Origin of the sequence: Streptomyces sp. NPDC060366 (genome assembly GCF_042725135.1) — a bacterium.
GTDB lineage: Bacteria > Actinomycetota > Actinomycetes > Streptomycetales > Streptomycetaceae > Streptomyces.
The window spans coordinates 368,927-392,001 of the sequence record NZ_JBHXDC010000006.1; the positions used below are offsets into that span (position 1 = coordinate 368,927).

A 23,075-nucleotide genomic window follows, 5' to 3' on the forward strand; every position below is an offset into this window, starting at 1 on the left:
AGGGTGGACACGGCGCGGCTCAGAGCGCCTCGAGCTGGGTGAGCAGCGGCAGGGAGTCGGCGTTCAGCCAGTACTCGACGATCCGACCGTGCTCCGTCCGCAGGATGTCCGTTCCCGTCCAGGTGACGACGGTGCCGGGCGCCGCCTTGGCTCCGGGGAAACCTCCGGCGTACGTACCGGTGGCGGTCCAGCGGGCCGCGACGAAGTCGCCGTCCACCAGCGGACCGACCTCGGCCGCGAAGCGGAGATCGGGCATCGCCCCTCTGATCTGCCCGATCCACTCGACCAGGCCGTCGGCGCCGCGAATGGCGCCGTCGTCGCTCCCGTCCAGGAGGGCGGCGTGTATCCGGAAGTGGGGGGAGACGACCCGGTGCGCCCCGGTGTAGTCGCCGTTCCACACGTCGACCCAGGTGTCGAACGCCGCCTGCGGCACTGACCGCCGGCCGGAGGAAGTGGACGCGCTCATGGGGCCTTCTCCTTCTGCGAGTTGGTGGTGTGAGGCGGTGGGGTGCGATGTCGCACTCCGCTTCGCCACCACAGACGCTAGTCAGGAGTCGGAAGATTGTGCAGTGTTAGATTTTCTTCACAGACCGAGCGGGGTCGGTCGCGGACAAGGAAGAGCCGCCGGCTGCGGCGGCCGGTTGTTCGGCCGTTTCTGCTGATCAACGGTCGACCTGGCAACCCGATCACCACCCTCGCCCCGGATGTCGTGACCGTTCAGCGGACCCGGTCGTAGACGAGAGCCAGCGTGCCGTGCTCGCCCGCGCTCTGGCTGACGAGCTCCCACCGCCCGGCGGGCAGGCCGTCGTCGAAGAGGCGCGGTCCGCCGCCGAGGAAGACCGGGAAGATCGTGAGGGCCAGCCGGTCCACCTTGTCGGCCGCCAGCAGCGCCTTGATGACGCTCGCGCTGGAGAGCACCAGGATGTCGCCGCCCTCGGTCGCCTTGAGGTCATCGGCCACCTCTGCGGTCGGCTTGTCGACGACCGTCGACCGCTCCCACGGCGCCTCGCCGAGAGTCGAGGAGAGGACCACCTTGTCGGCGTCGACGAGCCACTTGGCGAAGCCCTCGTCGCGAGGGTCGACGCCCTCCATGCCGATGACGGTGGGCCAGAAGCCGAGGAACCCCTCGGCGTTGACCCGGCCCAGCAGGGCCGTCGTGGCCGGCTCCCAGAGGCTGGTCAGGTGGTCGCGGGCGACGTCACTCTGGGCGTACGGCATCACCCAGCGCATGTCGAGCGGGTTCTCCGGGGCGGCGTAGTGGCCGTCGAGGGAGAGGTTCATGTTGGTGACGATCCGGCGGCCCGCGGTCTGCTCGGTCATTTCGTGCTCCTTGTTTCGTTGTCGTTGTCGTTGTCGTTCTGGGTGTCGGTGCGCGTTCCGGTGTCGCTGTGGGTGTCCTGCGCGTCCGCGGCGAGGACCGCCGCGAGCTTGTCGAGGCTCTGGCCGAAGCCGATCTCGACGCCGGCGACGAAGTCCGCCGAGTCGACAGTGCTGTCGGCGATCCTGTAGCGGACCTCGATGTCCGTGCCCGCTCCGGTGCCGGCGGGCCGGAGGCCGAAGTCGACGTGGGCGGTGAAGGCGGTGCCGCCGTCGGGAAGCAGCGGGGAGAGCCGGTAGGCCAGGTGCTCACCGGGGCGTACGTCGTCGACGGTCCCCTCCGCCCGCCCGGCGACCGGTTCGGATCCGTCGGTGTCCTCGGCGTCGCGGTACTCCTGGACGATCCGCCCACCCGGCGTCGGCTCGAAGACCAGCTCGGAGACACGGAGGTCGTCGGGCGTCCACCAGCGGGCGAGCAGCGAGGTCTCGGTCAGATGGCGCCAGACCCGCTCGGGCCGCCCGGTCAGCGACCGGAGGAATTTGAACGAACGGCCGTCGGCCCATCCCGAGTCGTCCGCCGCGAGCCGCTCCTCGTGCAGGCTGCGCCCGTAGCGCTCGTACGTCTCGCCGGGGCCACCCCTCCGGTCCGCGGTGTCGGCGAGCCGGTCGAGCGCCGCCGCCAGGTCCCGCAGCGCGGCGGACCGGAGCGCGTAGATACGGCGCTGGCCCGTGCGCTGGGAGACGACGACGCCCGCGCGCTCAAGGGTCTGGAGGTGCTTGGTCGTTTGCGGCTGGCGCGCCCCGGCGAGCTCGGCGAGAACACCGACCGAGCGGGGCCGCTCGGCCAGCAGGCTCACGAGTCGCCAGCGGGCCGGGTCGGCCAGTGCGATGAGGAGTGCGTCCATGGAGAGAAGTATTCACCATAGAGAATATTCGTGTCAAGGAATACTTTGCCCGATCCACCGCCTCGGTACCCCCGCGCATTGACGAGGTAAAGGGACGCTCGGGCACGTGCTGCACCACCAGAACAGTCACCGGCACCCCACCCGCCGTATCTCAAGCCCAGCAGCCTCCAAGGCGACGGCGACGGCGACGGCGTACGGGGTGCCGGGTATGAGCCTGGGAAGCGGTGCCGGAGGGGCCCGCTGAGAGCGAAGTCCTCGCGCCCGCCCGGACGTCGGCGGCGCCGCGCACGAACATCGCCGTCATCGGGAGTGCGCCAAGTGCGCCGCAGACGGTGTTGCCGACGCCCCACCTGACATCAGTCGGCCGCCCGCACTCCTCAGAACGGCACCGACGCGACCCGTGTGACGGTGGGAACCGAGAGCACGGCGTCGAACGCCAGGGGAAGCGGGCCGGACACGGTGGCGCTCTGCGACCGGATCCGATTCAGCAGTGGCGCCCCGGCCGCGTCCCGCGGCGAGTGCCCGAGGCCGGTCAGCGTGATCCGCCCGCCGAGCCCCGCGTCGACGAGCGCCGCCTCGACACTGCCGGGAACGGGCGCCTCAAGACTGGCGTCCGCGAGCGTGAAGCCGACCGTACGGGCGGGGTCGGGATACATCTCGGGCACATGGTCCGCGGTGTGGGTGAGGGCGATCGCCCGGTAGTCCCGGCCGAGCGTGTGGTGCAGATGCCCGCCCATGGTCAGCGGGGTGAAGGGGCCGCCGAAGTCCACGGCCGTCTTCTGGATGTGGTTGTTGTGGGCCGCGAGCACGATTCGGGTGCCCGGTGCGCTCCGGTCCAGGTGCCAGCGCACGGACTCGGCCAGATAGATCTCCCGCACCGCCAGGTCTGCGGCGCTGCCCCCGCCCGACAGCAGGGCGTTCATCGCCTGGAACATGTAGTCGGTGTGGCAGGCGGCCTCCACCCGGCGCCGGGCGATGTTGAAGGCGCGCCGGCCGCCGCGTTCCACGTACACCGGTTCGACGGCGCGCAGCCGCAGCAGGAGGCGCGCCAGGGTGGCCGTCAGCTCGTTCTGCTCGGCGGGTTCGAGCCGGCCCCAGGCGGGGGCCGCCGCCGCGCCGGAACTGGTCTTCTCACCGTCGATGAACCGGTCGCTGATCTCCAGGGCCGTTTCCAGGAGCGGCAGCGCGTCGGGGTCGACCTCGCGGAGGTAGTCGGCCACCGGATCGAGAGCGGGCCGCAGCGCCCCGCCGGCGGCGGGGACGTCGAGACCCGCGAACCGCAGCGGGTGTCCGCCGGCGCGGTTGTACCGGCGCAGCCAGTCCATGAAGTCCGCGAAGCCCCACTCGGCGGCGGCCCTGCTCACCTCCGCAAGACCGTCGTCGCCCTCATCCCCGCCGTTCAGCCACCGGTCCAGCGCGAAGCCCTCGCTGAAGCCGAACTCGAAGGCCAGGACGGTGAATCCGCAGCGCTCGGCGAGGAAGCGCAGCACTCGCTGACGGGCGTGGGAGAACTCCTCGACGAAGTGCGCGTTCTCGCCGAGGCCGACGACACGGGCGTCGCCGATGATCTCCCGCAGCGGTTCGAGATCGTCGAGGGGCTCGTCCGCGTCGAGGCCGCTCAGCTCGGTGGAGTGCGCACGGAACCAGTCGGTGAGCGGGTGGGAAGACGGATGCTGGTCGGGCATGGACCGGGCTCCCTTTTCTCTCTGTACGGGGCTGTGCGCGGGCTGTGCGGGAACGCCTCCGTGCGGAGACGGGCGCGGCGCGGACCGTAACACCGGGCCCCGGCACCGAGCACGGGAATAACGGCGGCGAGCCCGAGGAATGCGTCGCCGGAGGTCGGCGTTGACGCGTGTGTGAGTTTCCCGGCCCCCGTCGACCATGAGTCAGTCCGCGCGCGGCTGTCGGCCCAGCGCGCGGACACGCGTGCGCGGATCGAGGCGCTGGAGCGTGATTTCGACGCGATCGTCGAGGCGAACGCCCTGGTGGCGGTGGACGACGAGCACGACCCCGACGGGTCGAGCACCGCCTTCGAGCGGGCCCACGTCGCGTCCCTGCTCGCGCAGGCACGCGAGCATCTGCTGACTCTCGACCAGGCGCTGGAACGGCTGGAGCACGGCGACTACGGGCGGTGCGAGGTGTGTGGCCAGGCGATTCCCGTGGAGCGGCTGGAGGTACGGCCCGCGGCGCGTACCTGTGTGCGCTGTGCCGCGGCCCGGCCCCGCTGAGCGGACCGGCCCACTCACTCGCGCACCGACTTGAACCATCGAATCGAAGCGGTTGGGATGTGCGGCGCAGGACGCCGCGGACGACGGAGGAGCCTCGTGCCACTGACCTCGGAGCCGTTGCGGAAGCTGGGTTTCCTGACGATCGGGCTGTTCGACGCGGCCGACCCCCGCCGGGGGCACGAATCGACCCTGGAGATCATCGAGTTGGGGGAACGGCTGGGGTTCGACAGCGCGTGGGTACGGCACCGGCACCTCCAGTACGGGATCTCCTCCCCCGTCGCCGTCCTGGCCGCCGCCTCGCAGCGCACCAGCCGTATCGAGCTGGGCACCGCCGTCATCCCCCTCGGCTGGGAGAACCCACTGCGCCTGGCCGAGGACCTGGCGACGGTCGACATTCTGTCCGGCGGGCGGCTCAACCCCGGCGTGAGCGTCGGTCCCCCGATGCACTACGACCGGGTCAAGGGCGCGCTCTACCCCGACACCGCCGAGGCCGAGGACTTCAGTTACGAGCGGGTGCGGCGGCTGCTGGATCACGTACGCGGTGAACCGGCCACCGAAGCGGGGGGAGTTGAGGGCTTCGAGGTCTTCTCGGACCGCGTGCAGCCGCAGGCCGCCGGTCTGGGGCGCCGTATGTGGTACGGAGGCGCGAGCCTGCGGTCCGCCCGGTGGGCCGGTGAGAACGGGATGAACTTCCTGACCAGCAGCGTCGTGAAGGCGGAGAGCGAGGCCACGGACTTCGCCGCGATCCAGCTCTCGCACGTCCGCGCCTTCCGCGCCCACCACCCCGACGGCGACCGCGCACGTGTCTCGCAGGGGCTCGTCGTCGTCCCGACCGACAACGCGACGGCGGCGCAGCGCGCCAAGTACGAGGAGTACGCGCGGACGCGGCTGCCGCGCACGGCCACGCCCCAGGGGCCCGCCCGTCTGATGTTCGCGCCCGATCTCGTCGGCCCGTCCGCGGAGATCGCCGAACGGCTCCACGACCACGCCGCGTTCCGGGAGATCGACGAGGTCGCCTTCGCGCTGCCGTTCACCTTCGACCACGACGACTACGTCCAGATACTCACCGACATCGCGACCCGCCTGGGCCCGGCACTCGGCTGGCGACCGGCCGCCCCCTGACGGGCCGGGCGAGCTCGGCCACCTTTCGGTTCGCCCGTCCCGGCACCGTCCGTGGAGTACGAGAAGGGAGGACGGCCGTCTCGACCCGGCGGCCCCGCATGCGTACTCTCGATCACGTGGGCCATTCCCAGTCGGCGCCGGTCCCGGCGCAGCGGATCCTGACGCGGCGACGTCACATCGACCTCGCCCGTGTCTCCAGTGCCTTCTGTTGTCGTGCGGCCTGAGGGACAACTCCCCCGCGCGGCAAGCCGGTTCGTCGATTTCCGGCACCGCACGTCGCGGTAACCGCCAGACCGCTCCGTAAGCGGCGACAGGCAGCACGTACCGCTCCCTCCCTCCCCGAGCCATCAGGCAGCGTCCCGCCCTTCTCCCGCCGAGGGCCGTGATTCGCCATGCCCGCGGAGCCGGCGCGCCCTGTTGCCCCGCTCCCCACCCGAACACGGAAGCGAGCTCTCATGGCCACCGTTCTGTCCGTCTCGGGGAGTCCGTCCCCGACGTCACGCACCACCCGGCTGCTGCACCATCTCGACGCGGTGCTGATCGCCCAGGGCCACCAGGTCGTCCACCTCGACGTCCGTACCCTCTCCGCCGAGGCCCTGCTGGGCGCCGACTTCGGCCACCCCGACATCAGGCGCGCCACCGAACTGTTCGCGCGCGCCGACGGCGTCGTCATCGGCACCCCGGTCTACAAGGCCGCCTACTCCGGGCTGCTGAAGTCGCTGCTCGACCTGCTGCCGCAGTACGCCCTCGCCGACAAGGCCGTACTGCCCCTCGCCACCGGCGGCTCCGTCGCGCACGTCCTGGCCATCGACTACGCGCTCCGCCCGGTGCTCTCGGCGATGGGGGCGACGCACGTCGTGCCCGGGTGGTTCGTCCTGGACCGGCACATAGTGGCCGCGCAGGACGGGTCGACGGAGATCGAGGAGAACACGGCCAGGGCGCTCGACCAGGTACTCGCGCAGTTCACCGCCGCGCTCGGGGGCGATGTGCTGCTGCGCGCCGCGAGCTAGGGCCTGTCGTTTGGATCAGGCCGGATCAGGGAGCGCCCGCCGCGCCGACGGCTGATGTCCGCGTTGGTGCGTGCGATCGCGAGGCGGAGGAGGGAGACAACGCGGAGCGTTGGCGACCGACGACAACGCGGCGGGCGTGCGTGCCAGACCCCGCGAGCCCGGCAAGATCCACACGCCAGGCCCTAGCCCACGGGCAGCGCCGTCTTCGAGTGTCCGTCACCCGGTCCGCGCTGGACGCCCTCAACCTGAACCGGCACTGGCGCGACGCCCGCACCCACACCCTGCACGACGCGGCCCGCTGGAAGGTCCAGCACATCGGGCGCTACGTCCTGAACGGCACCCGGCCGCCGCGGCACGGCCTGCTCTGATCCGCCGCGCCAACCCCCTTCACCACCAGCCCCCTTCGCCATCCGCCGTCCCATCGATCGGAGAACCGCACCGATGAGCCTCACCTTCCACTGGTTCCTGCCCACCTACGGGGACAGCCGCGACGTCGTCGGCGGCGGCCACGGCGTGCCCATCGGCGCGGCCGGGGGCCGACGGCCCGCCACCCTCGGCTATCTCACCCAAATCGCCCGAGCGGCAGAGCAGTTGGGCTTCACCGGCGCCCTGACGCCCACCGGGGCCTGGTGCGAGGACGCCTGGCTGACCACCGCCATGCTCGCCCGCGAGACCGAACGGCTGAAGTTCCTCGTGGCCTTCCGCCCCGGCTTCGTCGTACCGACTCTGGCCGCCCAGATGGCCGCCACGTACCAGCGCCACACCGGGGGCAGACTGCTGCTCAACGTGGTGACCGGCGGCGAGAGCCACGAACAGCGCGCGTACGGGGACTTCCTCGACAAGGACGCCCGCTACGCCCGCACCGGCGAATTCCTGCACATCGTCCGGGAGTTGTGGCAGGGCAGGACGGTGGACCTCGATGGCGAGCACCTGCGGGTGGCGGACGCCAAGCTGACGCGGGTGCCCGATCCCGTGCCCGAGGTGTACTTCGGCGGCTCCTCGCCCGCGGCGGGAGTGGTCGCGGCACGGCACAGCGACGTGTATCTGACGTGGGGCGAGCCGCCGGAGCAGGTCGCCGAGAAGATCGCGTGGATCAGGGGACTGGCGGAGGCGCAGGGCCGTACGGTGCGCTTCGGTATCCGGCTGCACGTCATCGCGCGGGACACCGCCGACGCCGCCTGGGCCGAGACCCGGCGGCTGCTGGCCGGGTTCTCGCCCGAGGCCGTACGGTCCGTGCAGGCCGGGCTCGCCCGCAGCGAGTCTGAGGGCCAGCGGCGGATGCTCGCGCTGCACGGCGGCAGCGACGACGGCCTGGAGATCTCGCCCAACCTCTGGGCCGGCATCGGGCTGGTGCGCGGCGGCGCGGGGACAGCGCTGGTCGGCAGCCACACCGAGGTCGCGGAACGCATCACCGAGTACCACCGGCTCGGCATCGACGAGTTCATCCTCTCCGGGCATCCGCACCTGGAGGAGGCGTACTGGTTCGGGGAGGGCGTGCTGCCGCTTCTGGCCGCCGACGGGCTGTGGAGCCACCCCGCGGCGGGCACGGCGCAGGACCCGGGCGGCGGCTCCGTACCGTTCGCGGGCGGAGTGGGGGCCGCACGTTGAGGGCGGCGGTCCGCCACGCGCGGGCGAAAGACCCGCCCTCGTTGGAGTGACGTTTCGCCGCGGCGCCTTTCCCGTCGAGTAGTCCTCATCTGTAACGTCCGGCTACTCGACAACTCGGCGGGGAAACAACGTGTCTCGTTTGGCTCACTGGTGTTTCCTGCACCGCCGCGCGGTGGTTGCCGGCTGGCTCCTGATCCTCGTCGTGACCGTCGCGCTCAGCCAGTCGATCGGCAGCAAGTACAACGAGAGCGTGAGCCTGCCGGGCACCGACTCGCAGGCGGCGGTGAACCTCCTCACGGACAACTTCCCCTCGGCGTCCGGGGAGGGCGACCAGATCGTCATCGAGGCCAGGGGCGGGACCACCGTCCGCTCGGACTCGGTCCAGCAGCCGGTCACCGCCGCCCTCACCAACGTCGCGGCCATCCCCGGCATCGCGTCGGTGGTCAGCCCGTACAGCCAGCAGGGCGCGGCGCAGATCAGCAAGGACGGCACCGTCGCGTTCGCCGCCGTGAACTGGAAGATGAAGGCCGCCGACGTCACGAAGTCGGACGCCCGGAAGCTGATCGACACCGCCAAGGCCGCGGACGGGCCCAACGTCCGTATCTCCCTGGGCGGTCAGTCGATCGAGAACGAGGAGAGCGCCGGCCCCGGCCTGTCGGTGGCGGTGGGCGCGATCGCCGCGCTGGTCATTCTGCTGATCGTCTTCGGCGGGGCGCTGTTCGCCTCGCTGATGCCGCTGGTGACCGCGGCCGTCGCGCTGTTCATCGGCACCTCCCTCATCAGCCTGCTGTCGCACGTCATGGACACCCCGAGCGTGTCCAGCGATCTCGCCGTACTGATCGGGCTCGGTGTCGGCATCGACTACGGCCTGTTCATCATCAGCCGCCACCGCGGTTCGGTGAAGGCAGGCCGCTCCTACGAGGAGTCGACAGCCCTGGCGGTCAACACGTCGGGCCGGACCGTGCTGTTCGCCGGGATCACCGTCTGTATCGCGCTGCTCGGGCAGTTCGCCCTAGGTGTCGACTATCTGTACGGGGTGTCGGCGGCCTCCGCGCTCACGGTCGCGCTGACCATGGCCACCGCGCTGACGTTCCTGCCCGCCATGCTCGGCTTCCTCGGCCCCAAGACCCTCTCCCGGCGCGAACGGCGCGCCCTCGCGGAGAAGGGCCCGGTCGCCGAGGACGCGTCCGGATTCTGGCTGCGCTGGGGGATGTTCGTCGAGAAGCGCCGGGTGCTGGTGGCCGCGGGCGCCCTGGCTCTCGTCGTCGTGATCGGACTGCCCCTGTTCTCGCTGCGGCTCGGGTCGTCGGGCGCGGCGACCGACCCTTCCGACTCCACCACCCACCAGGCGTACGCCGCTCTGTCCAGGGGATTCGGCCCCGGCTACAACGGGCCGTTCCAACTCGTGACGGAGGTGAACTCCCCGAGCGACACACAGGCGTTCAGCACCTTCCTGGCCTCGGCCGCCAAGGAGCCGGGGGTGGTGCTGGTGACACCTCCGACGACCTCCCCGAACGGCAAGGTCGCGCTGGCGATCCTCTACCCCTCCACCGGTCCGGGGGCGAAGGCGACCGTCGGTCTGGTCAGCGACATCCGCGACCTGGCGCCGGAGGCGGAGGGCCCCGGGCATCCCGCTGTCCACGTCGGCGGGGTCACACCCGCCAACATCGACTTCTCACGGGTGCTGAGCGAGAAGCTGCCGCTGTTCATCGCGGTCGTCGTCGTCCTGGCGTTCCTGCTACTGGTGGCGGTGTTCCGCAGCCTGCTCATCCCGCTGGTGGCGGCGGTGATGAACCTGCTGTCCGTCGGCGCCGCGCTCGGCGCGATGAACGCCGTGTTCACATGGGGCTGGGGCGATTCGATCCTCAACATCCCGGCGACCGGGCCCGTGGACGCCTTCATCCCCGTACTGCTGTTCTCGGTGCTCTTCGGGCTCTCGATGGACTACGAGGTGTATCTCGTCAGCCGGATGCAGGAGGAGTGGCATCTCCGCCGCCGGACCCGCGACGGCTCGCGCGCGGACGAAGTCCTGGACAACCACTGGGCCGTGACACATGGTCAGGGAAAGACGGGACGCGTCATCGCGGCGGCGGCCGGCATCATGATCCTCGTCTTCGGCTCGTTCCTGATCAGCGACGACCATGTCCTCAAGGAGTTCGGATTCGGCCTGGGCTTCGCCGTTCTCGTGGACGCCCTGATCATCAGGGGCCTTCTGGTCCCGGCCCTGATGCATCTGATCGGTCCGGCCAACTGGGCCATGCCCGGTTGGCTGGAGCGGATCGTGCCCAACTTCTCGATCGAGGCGGCGACGCGGAGGGAAGTTCAGTGACCGGTCACTGAGCGGGAGTTGAGGGGCGGGGGCCGGGCGGGCGGTCCTCGGGGTCGGTGTGCGTCGGTTGCACTCGTATCGGTTCGGCGTGCGTCGGATCGACGTGCCCCTGTTCGACGCGCGTCGGTTCGCCGGGTCGGACGGGGTAGGGAGTCTCCGTCACGGGAGCCGACGGCGGGGGCGGGTTCTCGGCCTTCATCGCGCGGACCTCGCTCTTGAGGATCCGGGCCGACTTGCCCGCCGAACGGGCCAGGTCCGGCAGCCTCTTGGCGCCGAGCACCAGAATCACGACGATCAGAATGATCGCCAGCTCACCAAGCCCAAGCAACGGGACCTCCAGGCCACGTGGGGCGCGGCCTGACGCCCCGCACCGGAACGGGTCCGCACTGGTACGGACCCGCCATCTGCTGCCAGAATCTACAGGACTGTAGAGATTGGCGGGAGAGGGCATTCGAGCCTGCGGGCGGCCCGCTCCGGAGCAGGAGGGAGACGGTGTGACCGAGCACGAAGGTCACGACGAAGGTCACGACGAACGTCGGCGCCGGGGGCAGGGTGAACTGGAGTCACAGGTACTGGCCGCGCTCCGGGCGGCGCCGGGGCCGGTGAACGCGGGCTGGGTGCGCGAACGGCTCGGGGGGACCCTCGCGTACACCACCGTGATGACGATCCTGACCCGTCTCCAGGCCAAGAACGCCGTGACCCGCGAGCGTTCGGGCCGCTCCTTCGAGTGGCGCGCCGCCTCCGACGGCGCGGGACTGGCCGCCCTGCGGATGCGCCGGGTGCTGGACGCGGAGGCGGACCGGGAGGCGGTGCTCGCGCGGTTCGTCACCGCCCTGTCGTACGACGACGAGCGGCTGCTGCGCGACCTGCTGCACGCCACCGAGGACGAGGCGGAGGACTGACCCGTGGGCGTGTTCGTCTTTCTGCCGCTCGTACTGCCTCTCACGGCGGTGCCGGTCGCGCGACTGGCCGAGCAGCATCTCCATCCACGCCTGGCCACGCGCTTCCTGACGGCGCTGGCCGTGGTGCTGGCCGTGTGCAGCACGCTCTGCCTGGGTCTGCTGGTGGTCGTCGGGACGGCCCAACTGCCCGGCAATCCGCTGCCCGACGGCTGGTCGGACCCGGAGGTACGGGACGCCGTGCCGTACGACGAGGTGGCCGGCAAGGCGGCGATCGCCGCGCTGGTCGCGGTGGCGGCGGCGTGCGCGGCCACGGGATGGCGGCACCGGCGCGTACGGCGACGGGCCTGGAGCGCGTTGGAGGGGATGCCCGAGCGACAGCTCGTGGTGCTGCCGGACGGGACGCCGTACGCGTACGCGCTGCCGGGCGGCGGGCGAGGCCGGGATCGCGATCGAGTGGGTCGGATCGTCGTCTCCAGGGCGCTGCTCGACTGTCTCAACTCACGGGAGCGGACGGCACTGTTCGCGCATGAGCGGGCGCATCTGACGGGGCGTCACCATCGCAGTCTGCTGGCGGTACGGCTGGCGGCGCGGGCGAATCCCTTACTGCGGCCTTTACAGGCGGCCGTGGCGTACACGACGGAACGCTGGGCGGACGAGGAGGCGGCCCGGACCACCGGCAGCCGCACGCTGGTCGCCCGCGCGATCGGGAAGGCCGCGCTGGTCTCTCGCGGGGCCCCGACACCGACGCTGGCCGGCATCGCCGGCGCGGGCCCGGTCCCCCGCCGGGTCGCCGCACTGCTGGCCCCGGCACCCGCCGCGATGACCTGGCCGTCGGTCTTCACCAGAGCGGGCCTGGCGATCTGGACGGCGGCAGCGGGAACGCTGGGCTCGGCACTGTCCTCGGCGAACGCGACGGTAACGCTCTTCCTCGCCCTGAAGGCATCAACCAACCTGTAGCCCACCCCAAGCCGGTTGGCCGCTCTCCCGAGCGGGTCCGGGCGCTCTCCTCAGCGGGTCCGGGCGCCACCACCAGCCCGTCCGGGCCCTCCCCTCAGCCGGTCCGGCGACCAACCCCAGCCCGCCCGGCGTTTGAGGGCACCCAACGACGGGCCGCCACTTTCGCCCGCCCAGGGCGACCACCCCCCAGCCCGTCCGGGCATTCTCCAGTCCGTCCGGCGACCAACCCAGCCCGCCCGGCGCTTGAGGACAACCCGACCACCGGCGCCCACCTTCACTCCACCGGTGCGCCACCCCCAGCCCGCCCGGCGATTGAGGGCACCCAGCGACGGGCCGCCACCTTCGCCCCGCCCGGGCGACCACCCTCAGCCCGTCCGGCGCTTGAGGACACCCCACCACCGGCCGCAACGTTCAGCCCGTCCGGCGCTTGAGGACACCCAACGACCGGCCAGGACAAACCCGCCCCAGGGACCAATCCGCGTCGCGCAGGCCGCCGAATGCACACCAACAACAGACAGCCGCAAAGGGGATGCATCGCAGTGATACGTCAGCGCACAGCCCGATACACGGCCCTTCTCGCCCTGCCCGCCGCCCTCACCCTCATCGCGGCCACCCCCGCCCTCGCGAGCGGCGCGGACAGCGGACACAGCGGACACAGCGGACATGGCGGCAAATCCGCGACCTCGGCCGAGGAAGGCGAGGCGTACCAGATCGACCTGGAGTCGCTGAACGACTCCGGCGCCACCGGAGCCGCCCTCGTCAGCTTCCAGGACCGGAAGCTGACGGTGAAGATCGAGGCCACCGGCCTGGTACCCGGTCAGCCGCACGCCCAGCACATCCACGGCTCCACCGACGGCCACGACTTCCGCTGCCCCGACGCGAGCGCGGACAAGGACGGCGACGGCATCGTCAGCACCGCCGAGGGCCTGCCCACGTACGGGGACATCAACATCTCCCTGACGACGAAGGGCGACACGTCCAAGGACAGCGGACTCGCGGTCGACCGGATGCCGGTCGCCGACAAGGACGGCAAGCTCAACTACTCCCGCACGATCGACGTGTCGCAGGACATCGTTGACCACATCAAGGATCTGCACATCGTGCAGCACGGCATCGACCGCAACGACGACGGCGAGTACGACTTCGGCGCCGGCAAGAGCGAGTTGGACCCGAAGCTCCCGCAGGAGGCCACCGCACCCGCCAACTGCGGCATGGTCAAGGGCGCGGCCGTCGGCTCCATGCCGGTGGGCGGCGTCGAGACCGGTACGGGCGGTACGGACGGCGCCTCGGGCATCGCCGCACCCGGCATGCTGGCCGGCGGAACGGCGGCCGTACTCCTCGCGGGCGGCCTCTTCGCGGTCAACCGCCGTACGCGCACCGCGATTTCGGGCACCGACCGGCGCGGCTGAACCGGTGAACGGTGGTGGCCGCTCGCGTCGGCGTACGGCGCTGATCGTCGCGATTCCCGTCCTGCTCGTCGTCGGCGGGCTGCTGCTGGCCCTGGGGTTGGGAGTGGGGACGGGCAGGCAGCACTCCGTACCGCCGCGGGCCGTCGACAAGAGCGGTCCACCGGTGGCGGATTCGGCGCCCCGGTCACCGACGACGGGCTCCGGCCCGGACAGGAAACAGGCCGCCGCCCTCCCCGCGTCCGACCCCGTACGGGTCACGATCCCCTCACTCAAGGTGTCCTCCACCCTGGAGCGGCTCGGGCTCGACGAGAACCGCGCTATGGAGACGCCGAAGGACCCCGACAAGGCGGGCTGGTACCACCCGGGCCCCGCCCCCGGCGCCAACGGCCCCTCGGTCATCGCCGGTCACGTCACCTGGGACGGCGCGCCCACCGTCTTCTTCGACCTCGCCAGGATCGGTCCCGGTGACAGGGTCGAGGTGGCGCGGAAGGACGGCAGGACCGCCGAGTTCACGGTCGACCGCGTGGCGACGTACGCGAAGGACGCCTTCCCGACGGTCGAGGTGTACCGCAACCTCGACCACGCCGGACTGCGCCTCATCACGTGCGGCGGCGACTACTCCGAGGCCGACCGCCGCTACGCCGACAACGTGGTGGTGTACGCGACCCTCACCGGCAGCCACAGGTCGAGCCCCGACGAGGTCTGACCCGCGTCGCCCCTCACGACAATCCGCGCCGCCCCGGCCCGTCTCCAGGCAGACCGGGGCGGCGCGGGCGTCACACCCTGACCGCGTCCTCGCTCTCGCTCTCGTCCGCCGCGCGCTGCTCCGGTACGAGCTTGCGCAGACTCTCGCCCTCGATGTCGAGGTTGGGCAGGATCCGGTCGACGAACCGCGGCAGCCACCAGGCGGCGCGCCCGAGCAGGGACATCACCGCCGGGACCAGCGCCATACGCACGATGAACGCGTCGACGAGCACACCGATGGCCAGCGCGAAGCCCATCGACTTGATGATCGGGTCGGGCATGAAGATGAACCCGCCGAACACGGCCGTCATGATCAGCGCGGCGGCGGTGACGACACGGGCGTTGTGCCCCATCCCGCTGACGGTCGCCTGCTGCGCGCCGGCGCCGTGGACGTAGTCCTCGCGCATCCGGGAGACGAGGAAGACCTCGTAGTCCATGGCCAGTCCGAACAGGATGCCGATGAGCAGAATCGGCAGGAAGCTCACCAGCGGTCCGGGGGTGTCGACGCCCAACAGGTCGGCGAAATGGCCCTGTTGGAAGATCGCCACGGTGATGCCGAAGGTGGCCCCGATGGTGAGGAGGAAGCCGAGCGCGGCCTTCAGCGGCACCAGGAACGAGCGGAAGACCAGCATCAGCAGCAGGATCGACAGGCCGACGACGAGCAGCAGATAGACCAGCATGGCGTCCGCGACCTTCTCGGAGACGTCGATGCCGACGGCCGTGGTGCCGGAGAGCGCGACATCCGCGCCCGCCGCGCCGGGGACGTCCCCGATGTCCGCCACGCGGTCGCGGACGGCGTGCACGACCGCCTCGGTGGCCTCGTCCGTGGGGCCGGCCTTCGGGATGACGGTGAGGAGCGCCGTGGTGCCCTGCTTGTTCAACTGCGGTGGCGTGACGGCCAGTACGTCCTTGGTGCCCTGGATCCGTACCGTCGCCTCCTTCGCGGCCACGGCGGTGGCCGCCGCGTCGTCGCTCGAAACGACGGCGATCAGACGGCCGTTGAAGCCGGGGCCGAATCCCTCACTGGTGAGGTCGTACGCCTCGCGGGTCGCGGAACCGGCGGCGGCGGTGCCCGCGTCGGGCAGCGCCAGGCGCATGTCGGCGGCGGGGAGGGCCAGTACGCCGAGGCCGAGGATGCCGACGAGGAGGACGGGGACGCGGAAGCGGGTGACGGTACGGCCCCAGCGGAAGCCGAACCCCTCGCGGGGCTTGGCGGTTGCGTCGTCCTTCGAGGTGTTGACGCCGGTGCCGGCGCTGGTGCCGGTCCCAATGCCGCTGCCGCTGCCGGTGGCGCTTTCGCGCTGCTTGCGGGGCAGTACGCGGAGCCCGGCGAACCCGAGGAGCGCCGGGAGGAGGGTGAGTGCGACCAGGACGGCGACGGCGACCGTACCCGCCGCGGCCAGGCCCATGACGCTCAGGAAGGGGATGTTGACGACGGTCAGCCCGGCGAGGGCGATGACGACGGTGGCGCCCGCGAAGACCACGGCCGAGCCCGCGGTCCCGACCGCGCGGCCGGCCGCCTCCTCGGCGTCCATGCCTTCGGTCAGGTACTGACGGTGCCGCGAGGTGATGAACAGCGAGTAGTCGATACCGACGGCGAGCCCGAGCATGAGCGCCAGGATGGGCGCCGTACTGGTGAGTTCGACCACGCTGCTCAGGGCGAACAGCCCGGCCATCCCGGCCGCGACGCCGACGAGCGCGTTCAGCAGCGTCATACCGGCGGCCACCATCGAGCCGAAGGTGACGACGAGGACGCCCGCGGCGATCAGAACACCGATCGCCTCCGTGGAGCCCACCTCCACCTCGGCGCTGAGGACTTCACCGCCGTGCTCGACCCGCAGCCCCTCCTCGTCGGCGCCGGCCTTCTCGTACGCCGCGCGCTGCGCGTCGGTCACCTCGTCCGCGGCCTTCTCGAACTGCACCTGGACCAGGGCGTACCGGCCGTCCTCGGAGACGGCGCCGGCCTGGAACGGGTCCACCGCGCCGACCACCCCGGGCACGGCGGCGGCGTCCCGTACCACCGGCGCGACTGCGGCCTGGTCGAGCTTCCCGCCCTCGGGCGCGGCTATGACGATGGTGCCGGTCGTGCCGCTGGCCTGCGGGAACTGCTCCTGGAGCGAGTCCAGCGCGCGTTGGGACTCGGTGCCGGGCATGGTGAATTTGTCGCTGCTTGGGCCCATGAGGGTGGCGGCGGCTCCGCCGAGCAAAACGAGCAGGAGGAGCCATACAGCGACGACGCGCTTGCGTCGGCGGAAGGAGAACCGGCCGAGCCGGTACAGCAGGGAAGCCATGGCGAAGGTTTCTCTTCTCGGTGGTCGGTGGTGGGTGGTCGGTGCTGGCGGGCCGGGCTCGACCCCGTGGGAGGGGAATGCGCGTGATCAGTCGGGGTCGGGGTTTTCGGAGGCGGGGTTTTCGTCGGCGGGGGCGATGGTGCGCAGCGCGCCGCGGATCAGTTCGTCGCGCAGCTCCTGATCGGGTACGTCGACATCGCTGGCGCCCGTCACGAAGACGGCCCCGAGGACCATGTAGGCCGCGACCACGTCCCGCGCCGCCTTCGACCGGCCCGCGAGCGCGTCCAGCAGGCGGTCGACCGTGCCGGGGATGCTGCCGAGCGCGGGGTGGGCGGTCATACCGGGGATGTCCTCGAAGAGGATCTTGATCTCGCGCCGGAAGCGCATGGCGAGATCGACGTAACCGGTGACGGCGGCTTCCGTCGCCTCCCGCCCGTCGAGCTCGAGAAGCCGGGCGTCGAGCGCGGCGAGCCCCTCGCCGGCCGGGGTCAGCAGTTCGGTGAGGATCGCTTCCTTGCTGGTGAAGTGGTACAGCAGGGACGCCTTCGAGCAGCCGACGGTGGTCGCGATGTCGTGCAGCGACGTGCCTTCGTAGCCGCGGGTCGCGAACAACTGCAACGCCGATTCCAGGATGTGTCCGCGCAGCGCGGAGGCGGGGCGTGCCATGCGTCCACCATAACTGTCCGATCGGTCAGCTTTGGGGGACGGGGGTGGTTGGACGCCTTGGCCGGGCAGCTGGCTGGGCATCCGGTGGGGGTCCGGTCGGGCGTCTTGGAACGTCCACCCGCGCCCCTGTGGAAAACCGCAGGGTGCTGCCTGCGGGAAACCGCAGCGAGCCCGGCGGTATCCCGCATACCGGGGCTGGCCTGCGGTTTCTATTGTTGTGGGGGAAGCGCGACGTACGCGCCGGAACCGCTGGAACCTCTCCGCCGGACGCCGGATCAGTCCGGCGAGACCACCCCGCGCCCTCTTGGAGACAATTCATGGATGTCGTACTGCTCGCGCTCCCGCAGGAACCTGCGGGCGGCATCGCGGGCTGGGCCGCCGACCTCGTGGACACGATGGGGGCGCCGGGCGCGGGCCTCGCCATCGCGCTGGAGAATCTCTTCCCGCCGCTGCCGAGCGAGATCATCCTCCCGCTGACCGGCTTCGCGGCGGGTCAGGGAGTCATCGGCCTGGGGGCGGCGCTCTTCTGGACCACGCTGGGTTCGGTGGTGGGAGCGGTTGTCCTGTACTGGGTCGGGATGCTCTTCGGCCGCGAGCGGATGCACGCGATCTGGGCGAAGCTGCCACTGGTCAAGGACGCCGATCTGGTGCGTACGGAGCAGTGGTTCGCCAAGCACGGCACCAAGGCCGTCTTCCTGGGCCGCATGGTGCCCATATTCCGGAGTCTGATCTCGGTGCCGGCCGGAGTCGAGCGCATGCCGCTGCCGGTCTTCATATCCCTGACCACCCTCGGCAGCCTGCTGTGGAACTCGGTCCTGGTGCTGGCCGGTTACTGGCTGGGCGACCAGTGGCATCTGGTGGAGACATACGTCGGAGTGCTCTCCAAGGTGGTTCTCGCCCTGGTCCTGCTCGCCGTCGTCACATACGCGCTCATGCGCCTGCGACCCTTCGCCGGTCGCGGTCAGAGGCGGCGGACGAGCGGGGAGGGGTTGAGGCGGGCGAAGCCCTCCTGGCGTTCGTACGGGAAGTAGGGGTACGGCGCCACCTTCGCGCTCGCCGCGTCGAGCCGGGCCACCTGCTCGGGCGCCAGCTCCCACCCGACGGCACCGATGTTCTGGCGCAGTTGCTCCTCGTTACGGGCGCCGATGATGACGGAGGACACGGTGGGGCGCCGCAGCAGCCAGTTGACGGCCACCTGGGGGACGGTCTTGCCGGTCTCCTCCGCGATCTCATCGAGGGCGTCGACCACACGGAAGAGATGCTCGTCGTCGACGGGCGGCCCGAAGTCGGCGGTCTCGTGCAGTCGGCTGCCCGCCGGCAGCGGCCGGCCACGGCGCAGCTTGCCGGTGAGCCGCCCCCACCCCAGCGGGCTCCAGACCATCGCGCCGACACCCTGGTCGAGACCGAGCGGCAGCAGTTCCCACTCGTAGTCGCGGCCGACGAGCGAGTAGTAGACCTGGTGGGCCACATAGCGCGGATGCCCTTGCTTCTCGGCGGCGGCCAGCGATTTCATCAGCTGCCAGCCGGAGAAGTTGGAGACGCCGACGTAGCGGATCTTCCCGGACCGTACGAGCTGGTCGAGCGTGGAAAGCACCTCCTCGACGGGCGTCGCGGCGTCGAAGGCGTGGAGCTGGAAGAGGTCGATGTGGTCGGTGCCGAGCCGGCGCAGCGCGTCCTCTGTCGCCCGGATCAGCCGCGAGCGCGATGATCCGGCGTCCCCCGGTCCGTCGCCCATCGGCAGGCTCGTCTTGGTCGACAGCAGGACCTCGTCCCGGCGGCCCTTGATCGCCCGGCCGAGGACGTCCTCGGAGGCGCCCGCCGAGTACACGTCCGCCGTGTCGAACATCGAGATGCCCGCCTCCAGGCAGATGTCCACCAGTCGGCGCGCCTCCTGTGCGTCGGTGTTGCCCCAGGCGCCGAAAAGCGGCCCCCGGCCACCGAACGTGCCTGCTCCGAAGCTGAGTGCCGGGACCTTGAGCCCGGATGCGCCCAGTTGTCTGTACTCCATGATCGAACCCCTCCATGAGACCCCGAAATAACTAACGGGACTCCCGTCCCTTTAGGATGGCCCCAACGTAACAGAGGAGTGCGACTAATGAAACTGGAGTCCCGTTATGGAGGTGAGGTGTGCCGATGAGCGCTGAAGAGGACGACGACACCTCTGGCGATCCCGGGACCCTGCGCCCCGGAGGCCGTACAGCTCGGGTGCGGGCCGCGGTGCTTCGCACGGCAGGCGACGCCCTCGCCGAAGACGGCTTCGCGCGGCTGGACCTCGCCGTTGTCGCGCGCCGCGCGGACGTGGGCAAGTCGACCGTGTACCGCCGCTGGGGAACGGTGGCCGGCCTCGTCGCCGACCTGCTGTCGGACATGGCCGAGCAGTCCCTGCCGCGCACCGAGACCGGTTCGCTGCTCGGCGACCTGCGGGCCAACGCCGAACTCGTACGCCGCACGCTGGCCGACCCGCGCCAGGGCGCGCTGTTCAAGGCGGTGATCGCGGCGGCCACGACCGACGCGAGGACGGCCGAATCCCTGCACCGCTTCTACGAGATCCGGGTCGCCGAATGGGCGCCATGCGTCGAACAGGCTGTCCAGCGAGGCGAGTTGCCGGAAGGGACAGATCCCCACGAGGTGATCCGCGCGGTCTCGGCCCCGCTCTACTACCGCCTGCTGACCAGCGACGCACCCCTCGACGAGGCAGCGGGGGTACGAGCGGCGGAAGCGGCAGCGGCTGCGGCGCGGGCGGGCGTCTACGCGTAGCGGGCGGGGAGTTCAGGACGCGGGGCGGTTCAGGACCAGGAGCCGGTTACCTGGGGCGCGGTAATCGGCGGCCGGGCGGGCGGCTGCGGACGCAAGCTCGTCGTGGCCGGCCGCGTACTCACGTGGACGGTTCGCCGCCGCGTACTCACGTGGACGGTTCGCCGCCGCGTACTCACGCGGTGCGCACGTCACATCTCGTACGACGGGAGTCCCCATGTCCGGACCGACCACCGGCAGCACGCCCGCGCCCACACCCGCATCCCTACCCGCACTCGCACCCGCCTCGTCCTTGAAGCGTCTCACTGACGAACTCACCGCGCTGCGGCCCCGCATGGAGGAGGTCAGCCGCGCCGTCCACGCGCGGCCGGAGCTGAAGTTCGCCGAGTTCCACGCCCTGGAGGTGCTGACCGGCTGGCTCGCGGATGCGGGCTTCGCGGTCGAGAGAGGGGCCGGCGGGGTGGACACCGCGTTCGTGGCGGTGCACGAGGGAAGCACGCCCGGTCCGTATGTCGCCGTGCTCGCCGAGTACGACGCCCTGCCCGCCGTCGGGCACGGCTGCGGCCACAACCTCATCGCGGCCGGCGGCGCGGCCGCCGCGATCGCCGCCGTCCGCGCGCAGCCGGACCACGCCGGCACGATCGCCGTCATCGGCACACCCGGCGAGGAGATGGGCGGCGCCGGCAAGGTCCTGCTGGCCGAGGCCGGGGTCTTCGACGGTGTCGACGCGGCGGTGATGTTCCACCCCTCCGACCGTTCGGCGACCACCCAGCACGCGCTGGCCGCCGCCCATCTGCGGGCCGATTTCGCCGGTGTGAGCGCGCATGCCGCGAAGACCCCGTGGGAGGGGCGCAGCGCGCTCGCCGCCGCTCAGCTCTTCCTCAACGCACTCGATTCGATGCGGCAGTTCATACCGCCGACGGCCCGGCTCCACGGCATCGTCTCCGACGGCGGCCAGGCCCCAAACGTGGTGCCGTCGACGGCGGCGGTGGACTTCTACGTACGGGACACCACATCGGCCGCCACCGAGGCGCTGGTCGAGCGGGTCCGCGCGGCCGCGCGCGGCGCGGCGCTCGCGACCGGGACGGAGGCGGCGGTCACGGAGACCGGCGCGCTGTACGCGGAGCGCCGTGACAACGGAGTGCTCGCCGCCCGATTCGGTGCCACGGTGCGGGCGTTGGGCGTGGACATCGGCCCCGGCGCGCCGGACGAACCGGCCGGCTCGTCGGACATCGGCAATCTCTCCCAGCTGCTGCCGGTGATCCACCCGTACGTACAGACCGCGGCGTTCGGTACGCCCAGCCACTCCGACGCCATGCGGGACGCGTCCGCGACGGCCTTCGCGCACGACCGCGCCCAGGTCGCGGCGACGGGGCTGGCCCGGGTCGTGACGGATCTGGTGTCGGATCCGGAGTTCCTGGCGGCGGCACGGGCGGAGTTCGAAGCGGCGGAGTTCGGGGCCGGGGACGGTGGGGAGGCCGGGGAGGTCCGGGACATCGGTGGTCGCCCGGACGGCGCTCGTAGACTCCGGCCATGTCGGTCGTAGTCGTGCTGGAGGGGGCGGGGCCGGGCCGTTTCACGGTCGCGGTGTCGCCCCTGGCCGAACTGGCCGCGAGCCTGCATGTCCTGTCCGTGCACGGGCACGGACACCACGCGGAACACGCGCCCTGGGCCCGGGAGGTGGCGCGCACGGCGCCCGCCGCCTTCCGGGCCGGGCTGCGGCGGTTCTCCCCGCTGTGGACGGCGCTGCGGTGGCGCGGGTTCTACACAGGTCTGGAGAGGACGGAGAGGCCGGAGAGGCCGGGGAGGCCGGGGAGGCCGGGGAGGCCGGGGAGGGCAGAGCAATCGCCGGCGATCCGGCCGCCGGGACCGGGCTCGACCACGGGCTCGACCACGGGTGGCTCCGCCCAGTCGCCCACCCCGTCCCCTCTGTCCCCGTTGTCGCGGCTCCCCGTCGACCGTTTCGCGGAAATCACCTCGTACTCCTGCGCCAGCGGCTATCTCGGCTACGCCTTCGACCGCGTCCTCCACGACCCCGCCCAGGCCGCCTCCCTGCGCCACGCCGCCTCCGGGCTCCCCGAACCCCATCTCGAACTCGCCGAGGCCCTGCTGCGCGACCCGGAAGCCCTGCGCGCCGACGTGCTCGCCTTCATCGACCTCTGCCGCCCCGTCTTCTTCGCCGCGCTGTGGGCCGAGACCGAACCCCATCTGGCCCGCGCCGCCCACCTCGTACGGCAGCGGCTCGCGGACGACGGCCCCGCGGCGGCGCTGGCTGCGCTCAGCCCGTCCAGCGTCCGGCTCGCCGATCCACCGCGCGTCGTCTTCGACAAGGTCCACCACGCGGTGATCTCCCCGGCCCGCACACCGGTGCTCCTCATCCCCACCCGCTACGGCGCCCCGCACCTCGTCGTGAAGAACGAGCCCGGCCTGCCGCCCGTCGTGCACTTCCCGGTGGACGGCCCGGTGGTGGGCGTCACCCTCGCCCGTAGCCGCATGCTCGCGCTGACCGACCCCCGCCGCGTACGCCTCTGCCGGCTGATCGCCCGCCAGTCGATGACCACGGCCGACCTGGCACACCGGCTGTCGATGACGCGCCCGCAGGTCTCACGCCATCTGCGTGCGCTGCGCGACCTGGGGCTCGTCCGCACGGAACGCAACGGCCGATATGTGCACTACGGGCTCGACCTCGGCGCGGTGGAACGCATCGGCAGGGACGTCGCGACGGCGTTGCAGTACTAAGACCGTGTCCTATGTGGTGAGTTTGAGTAGTCGTTTGTAGCAGCAGAGGGCGGCGGCGAGTCCGAGAAAGGCCAGGTAGTTGCGGGGGTGGCGT

At 71.4% G+C, this 23,075-nt stretch carries 22 protein-coding genes and 1 pseudogene; 15 read left to right on the top strand and 8 right to left on the bottom strand.

Going from position 1 to position 23,075, the window contains the following annotated elements; genetic code table 11:
* Window positions 1–19 precede the first annotated feature (19 nt).
* From ACFWHU_RS18465 to ACFWHU_RS18480, 4 genes are all read right to left on the bottom strand, one after another.
* Complete coding sequence (locus ACFWHU_RS18465; protein ID WP_387225648.1) at window positions 20–466, bottom strand: ester cyclase; 447 nt, start codon at window positions 464–466, stop codon at window positions 20–22.
* Between the two features lie 251 nt (window positions 467–717).
* Complete coding sequence (locus tag ACFWHU_RS18470) at window positions 718–1,320, bottom strand: dihydrofolate reductase family protein (protein ID WP_387225650.1); 603 nt, start codon at window positions 1,318–1,320, stop codon at window positions 718–720.
* Window positions 1,317–2,222: a metalloregulator ArsR/SmtB family transcription factor gene (locus ACFWHU_RS18475; RefSeq protein ID WP_387225652.1), complete on the bottom strand. Its 906-nt coding sequence runs from the start codon at window positions 2,220–2,222 to the stop codon at window positions 1,317–1,319. Before ACFWHU_RS18475 ends, ACFWHU_RS18470 begins: the two co-directional genes overlap by 4 nt.
* A gap of 377 nt (window positions 2,223–2,599) precedes the next feature.
* Entirely contained in the window at window positions 2,600–3,907 is a 1,308-nt protein-coding gene (locus ACFWHU_RS18480) for an erythromycin esterase family protein (protein ID WP_387225654.1), read from the bottom strand.
* A gap of 171 nt (window positions 3,908–4,078) precedes the next feature.
* On the opposite strand from ACFWHU_RS18480, the gene ACFWHU_RS18485 reads away from it, so the two are divergent.
* The 7 genes and pseudogenes from ACFWHU_RS18485 to ACFWHU_RS18515 all read left to right on the top strand — a co-directional run bounded on the left by ACFWHU_RS18485 (window position 4,079) and on the right by ACFWHU_RS18515 (window position 10,519).
* Entirely contained in the window at window positions 4,079–4,450 is a 372-nt protein-coding gene (locus ACFWHU_RS18485; protein WP_385792196.1) for a TraR/DksA family transcriptional regulator, read from the top strand.
* 96 nt (window positions 4,451–4,546) lie between these two features.
* The gene (locus ACFWHU_RS18490) at window positions 4,547–5,572 is read left to right on the top strand and encodes an LLM class flavin-dependent oxidoreductase (protein WP_387225656.1); all 1,026 of its coding nucleotides are present in this window, start codon (window positions 4,547–4,549) and stop codon (window positions 5,570–5,572) included.
* Between the two features lie 98 nt (window positions 5,573–5,670).
* Window positions 5,671–5,796, top strand: coding sequence for a putative leader peptide (locus ACFWHU_RS18495; protein ID WP_385792194.1), 126 nt, complete (start codon window positions 5,671–5,673; stop codon window positions 5,794–5,796).
* Between the two features lie 231 nt (window positions 5,797–6,027).
* Window positions 6,028–6,582, top strand: a complete 555-nt coding sequence (gene ssuE, locus ACFWHU_RS18500) for an NADPH-dependent FMN reductase (protein WP_387225658.1) — start codon at window positions 6,028–6,030, stop codon at window positions 6,580–6,582.
* Between the two features lie 209 nt (window positions 6,583–6,791).
* A pseudogene (locus tag ACFWHU_RS18505) lies at window positions 6,792–6,950 on the top strand (SfnB family sulfur acquisition oxidoreductase); the annotation flags it as partial.
* 73 nt (window positions 6,951–7,023) lie between these two features.
* Window positions 7,024–8,190: an LLM class flavin-dependent oxidoreductase gene (locus tag ACFWHU_RS18510; protein ID WP_387225660.1), complete on the top strand. Its 1,167-nt coding sequence runs from the start codon at window positions 7,024–7,026 to the stop codon at window positions 8,188–8,190.
* A gap of 139 nt (window positions 8,191–8,329) precedes the next feature.
* The gene (locus tag ACFWHU_RS18515; protein ID WP_387225662.1) at window positions 8,330–10,519 is read left to right on the top strand and encodes an MMPL family transporter; all 2,190 of its coding nucleotides are present in this window, start codon (window positions 8,330–8,332) and stop codon (window positions 10,517–10,519) included.
* A gap of 4 nt (window positions 10,520–10,523) precedes the next feature.
* On the opposite strand, the gene tatA is transcribed toward ACFWHU_RS18515, so the two are convergent.
* Window positions 10,524–10,847: a Sec-independent protein translocase subunit TatA gene (tatA, locus tag ACFWHU_RS18520; RefSeq protein WP_387225664.1), complete on the bottom strand. Its 324-nt coding sequence runs from the start codon at window positions 10,845–10,847 to the stop codon at window positions 10,524–10,526.
* A gap of 166 nt (window positions 10,848–11,013) precedes the next feature.
* Here tatA and ACFWHU_RS18525 point away from each other — a divergent pair, with 166 nt between their 5' ends.
* From ACFWHU_RS18525 to ACFWHU_RS18540, 4 genes are all read left to right on the top strand, one after another.
* The gene (locus ACFWHU_RS18525) at window positions 11,014–11,421 is read left to right on the top strand and encodes a BlaI/MecI/CopY family transcriptional regulator (RefSeq protein ID WP_385792189.1); all 408 of its coding nucleotides are present in this window, start codon (window positions 11,014–11,016) and stop codon (window positions 11,419–11,421) included.
* 3 nt (window positions 11,422–11,424) lie between these two features.
* Entirely contained in the window at window positions 11,425–12,378 is a 954-nt protein-coding gene (locus ACFWHU_RS18530; protein ID WP_387225666.1) for a M56 family metallopeptidase, read from the top strand.
* Window positions 12,379–12,917: 539 nt separating this feature from the next.
* Window positions 12,918–13,787, top strand: coding sequence for a hypothetical protein (locus ACFWHU_RS18535; protein WP_387225668.1), 870 nt, complete (start codon window positions 12,918–12,920; stop codon window positions 13,785–13,787).
* A gap of 4 nt (window positions 13,788–13,791) precedes the next feature.
* Window positions 13,792–14,493: a class F sortase gene (locus tag ACFWHU_RS18540; protein ID WP_387225670.1), complete on the top strand. Its 702-nt coding sequence runs from the start codon at window positions 13,792–13,794 to the stop codon at window positions 14,491–14,493.
* A gap of 70 nt (window positions 14,494–14,563) precedes the next feature.
* On the opposite strand, the gene ACFWHU_RS18545 is transcribed toward ACFWHU_RS18540, so the two are convergent.
* Both ACFWHU_RS18545 and ACFWHU_RS18550 read right to left on the bottom strand, forming a co-directional pair.
* The gene (locus tag ACFWHU_RS18545) at window positions 14,564–16,822 is read right to left on the bottom strand and encodes an MMPL family transporter (RefSeq protein ID WP_387225672.1); all 2,259 of its coding nucleotides are present in this window, start codon (window positions 16,820–16,822) and stop codon (window positions 14,564–14,566) included.
* 87 nt (window positions 16,823–16,909) lie between these two features.
* Window positions 16,910–17,488: a TetR/AcrR family transcriptional regulator gene (locus ACFWHU_RS18550; RefSeq protein WP_387225674.1), complete on the bottom strand. Its 579-nt coding sequence runs from the start codon at window positions 17,486–17,488 to the stop codon at window positions 16,910–16,912.
* 317 nt (window positions 17,489–17,805) lie between these two features.
* On the opposite strand from ACFWHU_RS18550, the gene ACFWHU_RS18555 reads away from it, so the two are divergent.
* The gene (locus tag ACFWHU_RS18555) at window positions 17,806–18,519 is read left to right on the top strand and encodes a DedA family protein (RefSeq protein ID WP_387225676.1); all 714 of its coding nucleotides are present in this window, start codon (window positions 17,806–17,808) and stop codon (window positions 18,517–18,519) included.
* On the opposite strand, the gene ACFWHU_RS18560 is transcribed toward ACFWHU_RS18555, so the two are convergent.
* On the bottom strand, window positions 18,450–19,496 hold the full coding sequence (locus tag ACFWHU_RS18560; RefSeq protein WP_387225678.1) for an aldo/keto reductase: 1,047 nt from the start codon (window positions 19,494–19,496) through the stop codon (window positions 18,450–18,452). The two genes, ACFWHU_RS18555 and ACFWHU_RS18560, sit on opposite strands and share 70 nt — an antisense overlap.
* A gap of 125 nt (window positions 19,497–19,621) precedes the next feature.
* Here ACFWHU_RS18560 and ACFWHU_RS18565 point away from each other — a divergent pair, with 125 nt between their 5' ends.
* From ACFWHU_RS18565 to ACFWHU_RS18575, 3 genes are all read left to right on the top strand, one after another.
* Window positions 19,622–20,245 carry a TetR/AcrR family transcriptional regulator C-terminal ligand-binding domain-containing protein gene (locus ACFWHU_RS18565; protein WP_387225680.1) on the top strand — a complete coding sequence of 208 codons (624 nt, stop codon included), beginning with the start codon at window positions 19,622–19,624 and terminating at the stop codon, window positions 20,243–20,245.
* A gap of 214 nt (window positions 20,246–20,459) precedes the next feature.
* Window positions 20,460–21,788 (top strand): amidohydrolase, encoded by a 1,329-nt coding sequence (locus ACFWHU_RS18570; protein WP_387225682.1) that lies wholly within the window; start codon window positions 20,460–20,462, stop codon window positions 21,786–21,788.
* Window positions 21,776–22,981, top strand: coding sequence for a DUF5937 family protein (locus tag ACFWHU_RS18575; protein WP_387225684.1), 1,206 nt, complete (start codon window positions 21,776–21,778; stop codon window positions 22,979–22,981). The genes ACFWHU_RS18570 and ACFWHU_RS18575 overlap by 13 nt, the downstream gene beginning before the upstream one ends.
* The last annotated feature ends 94 nt before the right edge of the window (window positions 22,982–23,075 follow it).

Bases quoted from the DNA above. Each gene is read 5' to 3' on its own strand.
- ssuE (WP_387225658.1), top strand. From the start codon at position 6,028: ATGGCCACCGTTCTGTCCGTCTCGGGGAGTCCGTCCCCGACGTCACGC.
- ACFWHU_RS18510 (WP_387225660.1), top strand. From the start codon at position 7,024: ATGAGCCTCACCTTCCACTGGTTCCTGCCCACCTACGGGGACAGCCGC.
- ACFWHU_RS18550 (WP_387225674.1), bottom strand. From the start codon at position 17,488: ATGGCACGCCCCGCCTCCGCGCTGCGCGGACACATCCTGGAATCGGCG.
- ACFWHU_RS18555 (WP_387225676.1), top strand. From the start codon at position 17,806: ATGGATGTCGTACTGCTCGCGCTCCCGCAGGAACCTGCGGGCGGCATC.
- ACFWHU_RS18565 (WP_387225680.1), top strand. From the start codon at position 19,622: ATGAGCGCTGAAGAGGACGACGACACCTCTGGCGATCCCGGGACCCTG.
- ACFWHU_RS18465 (WP_387225648.1), bottom strand. From the start codon at position 466: ATGAGCGCGTCCACTTCCTCCGGCCGGCGGTCAGTGCCGCAGGCGGCG.
- ACFWHU_RS18470 (WP_387225650.1), bottom strand. From the start codon at position 1,320: ATGACCGAGCAGACCGCGGGCCGCCGGATCGTCACCAACATGAACCTC.
- ACFWHU_RS18480 (WP_387225654.1), bottom strand. From the start codon at position 3,907: ATGCCCGACCAGCATCCGTCTTCCCACCCGCTCACCGACTGGTTCCGT.
- ACFWHU_RS18495 (WP_385792194.1), top strand. From the start codon at position 5,671: ATGCGTACTCTCGATCACGTGGGCCATTCCCAGTCGGCGCCGGTCCCG.
- ACFWHU_RS18575 (WP_387225684.1), top strand. From the start codon at position 21,776: ATGTCGGTCGTAGTCGTGCTGGAGGGGGCGGGGCCGGGCCGTTTCACG.
- ACFWHU_RS18570 (WP_387225682.1), top strand. From the start codon at position 20,460: ATGTCCGGACCGACCACCGGCAGCACGCCCGCGCCCACACCCGCATCC.
- ACFWHU_RS18545 (WP_387225672.1), bottom strand. From the start codon at position 16,822: ATGGCTTCCCTGCTGTACCGGCTCGGCCGGTTCTCCTTCCGCCGACGC.
- ACFWHU_RS18560 (WP_387225678.1), bottom strand. From the start codon at position 19,496: ATGGAGTACAGACAACTGGGCGCATCCGGGCTCAAGGTCCCGGCACTC.
- ACFWHU_RS18475 (WP_387225652.1), bottom strand. From the start codon at position 2,222: ATGGACGCACTCCTCATCGCACTGGCCGACCCGGCCCGCTGGCGACTC.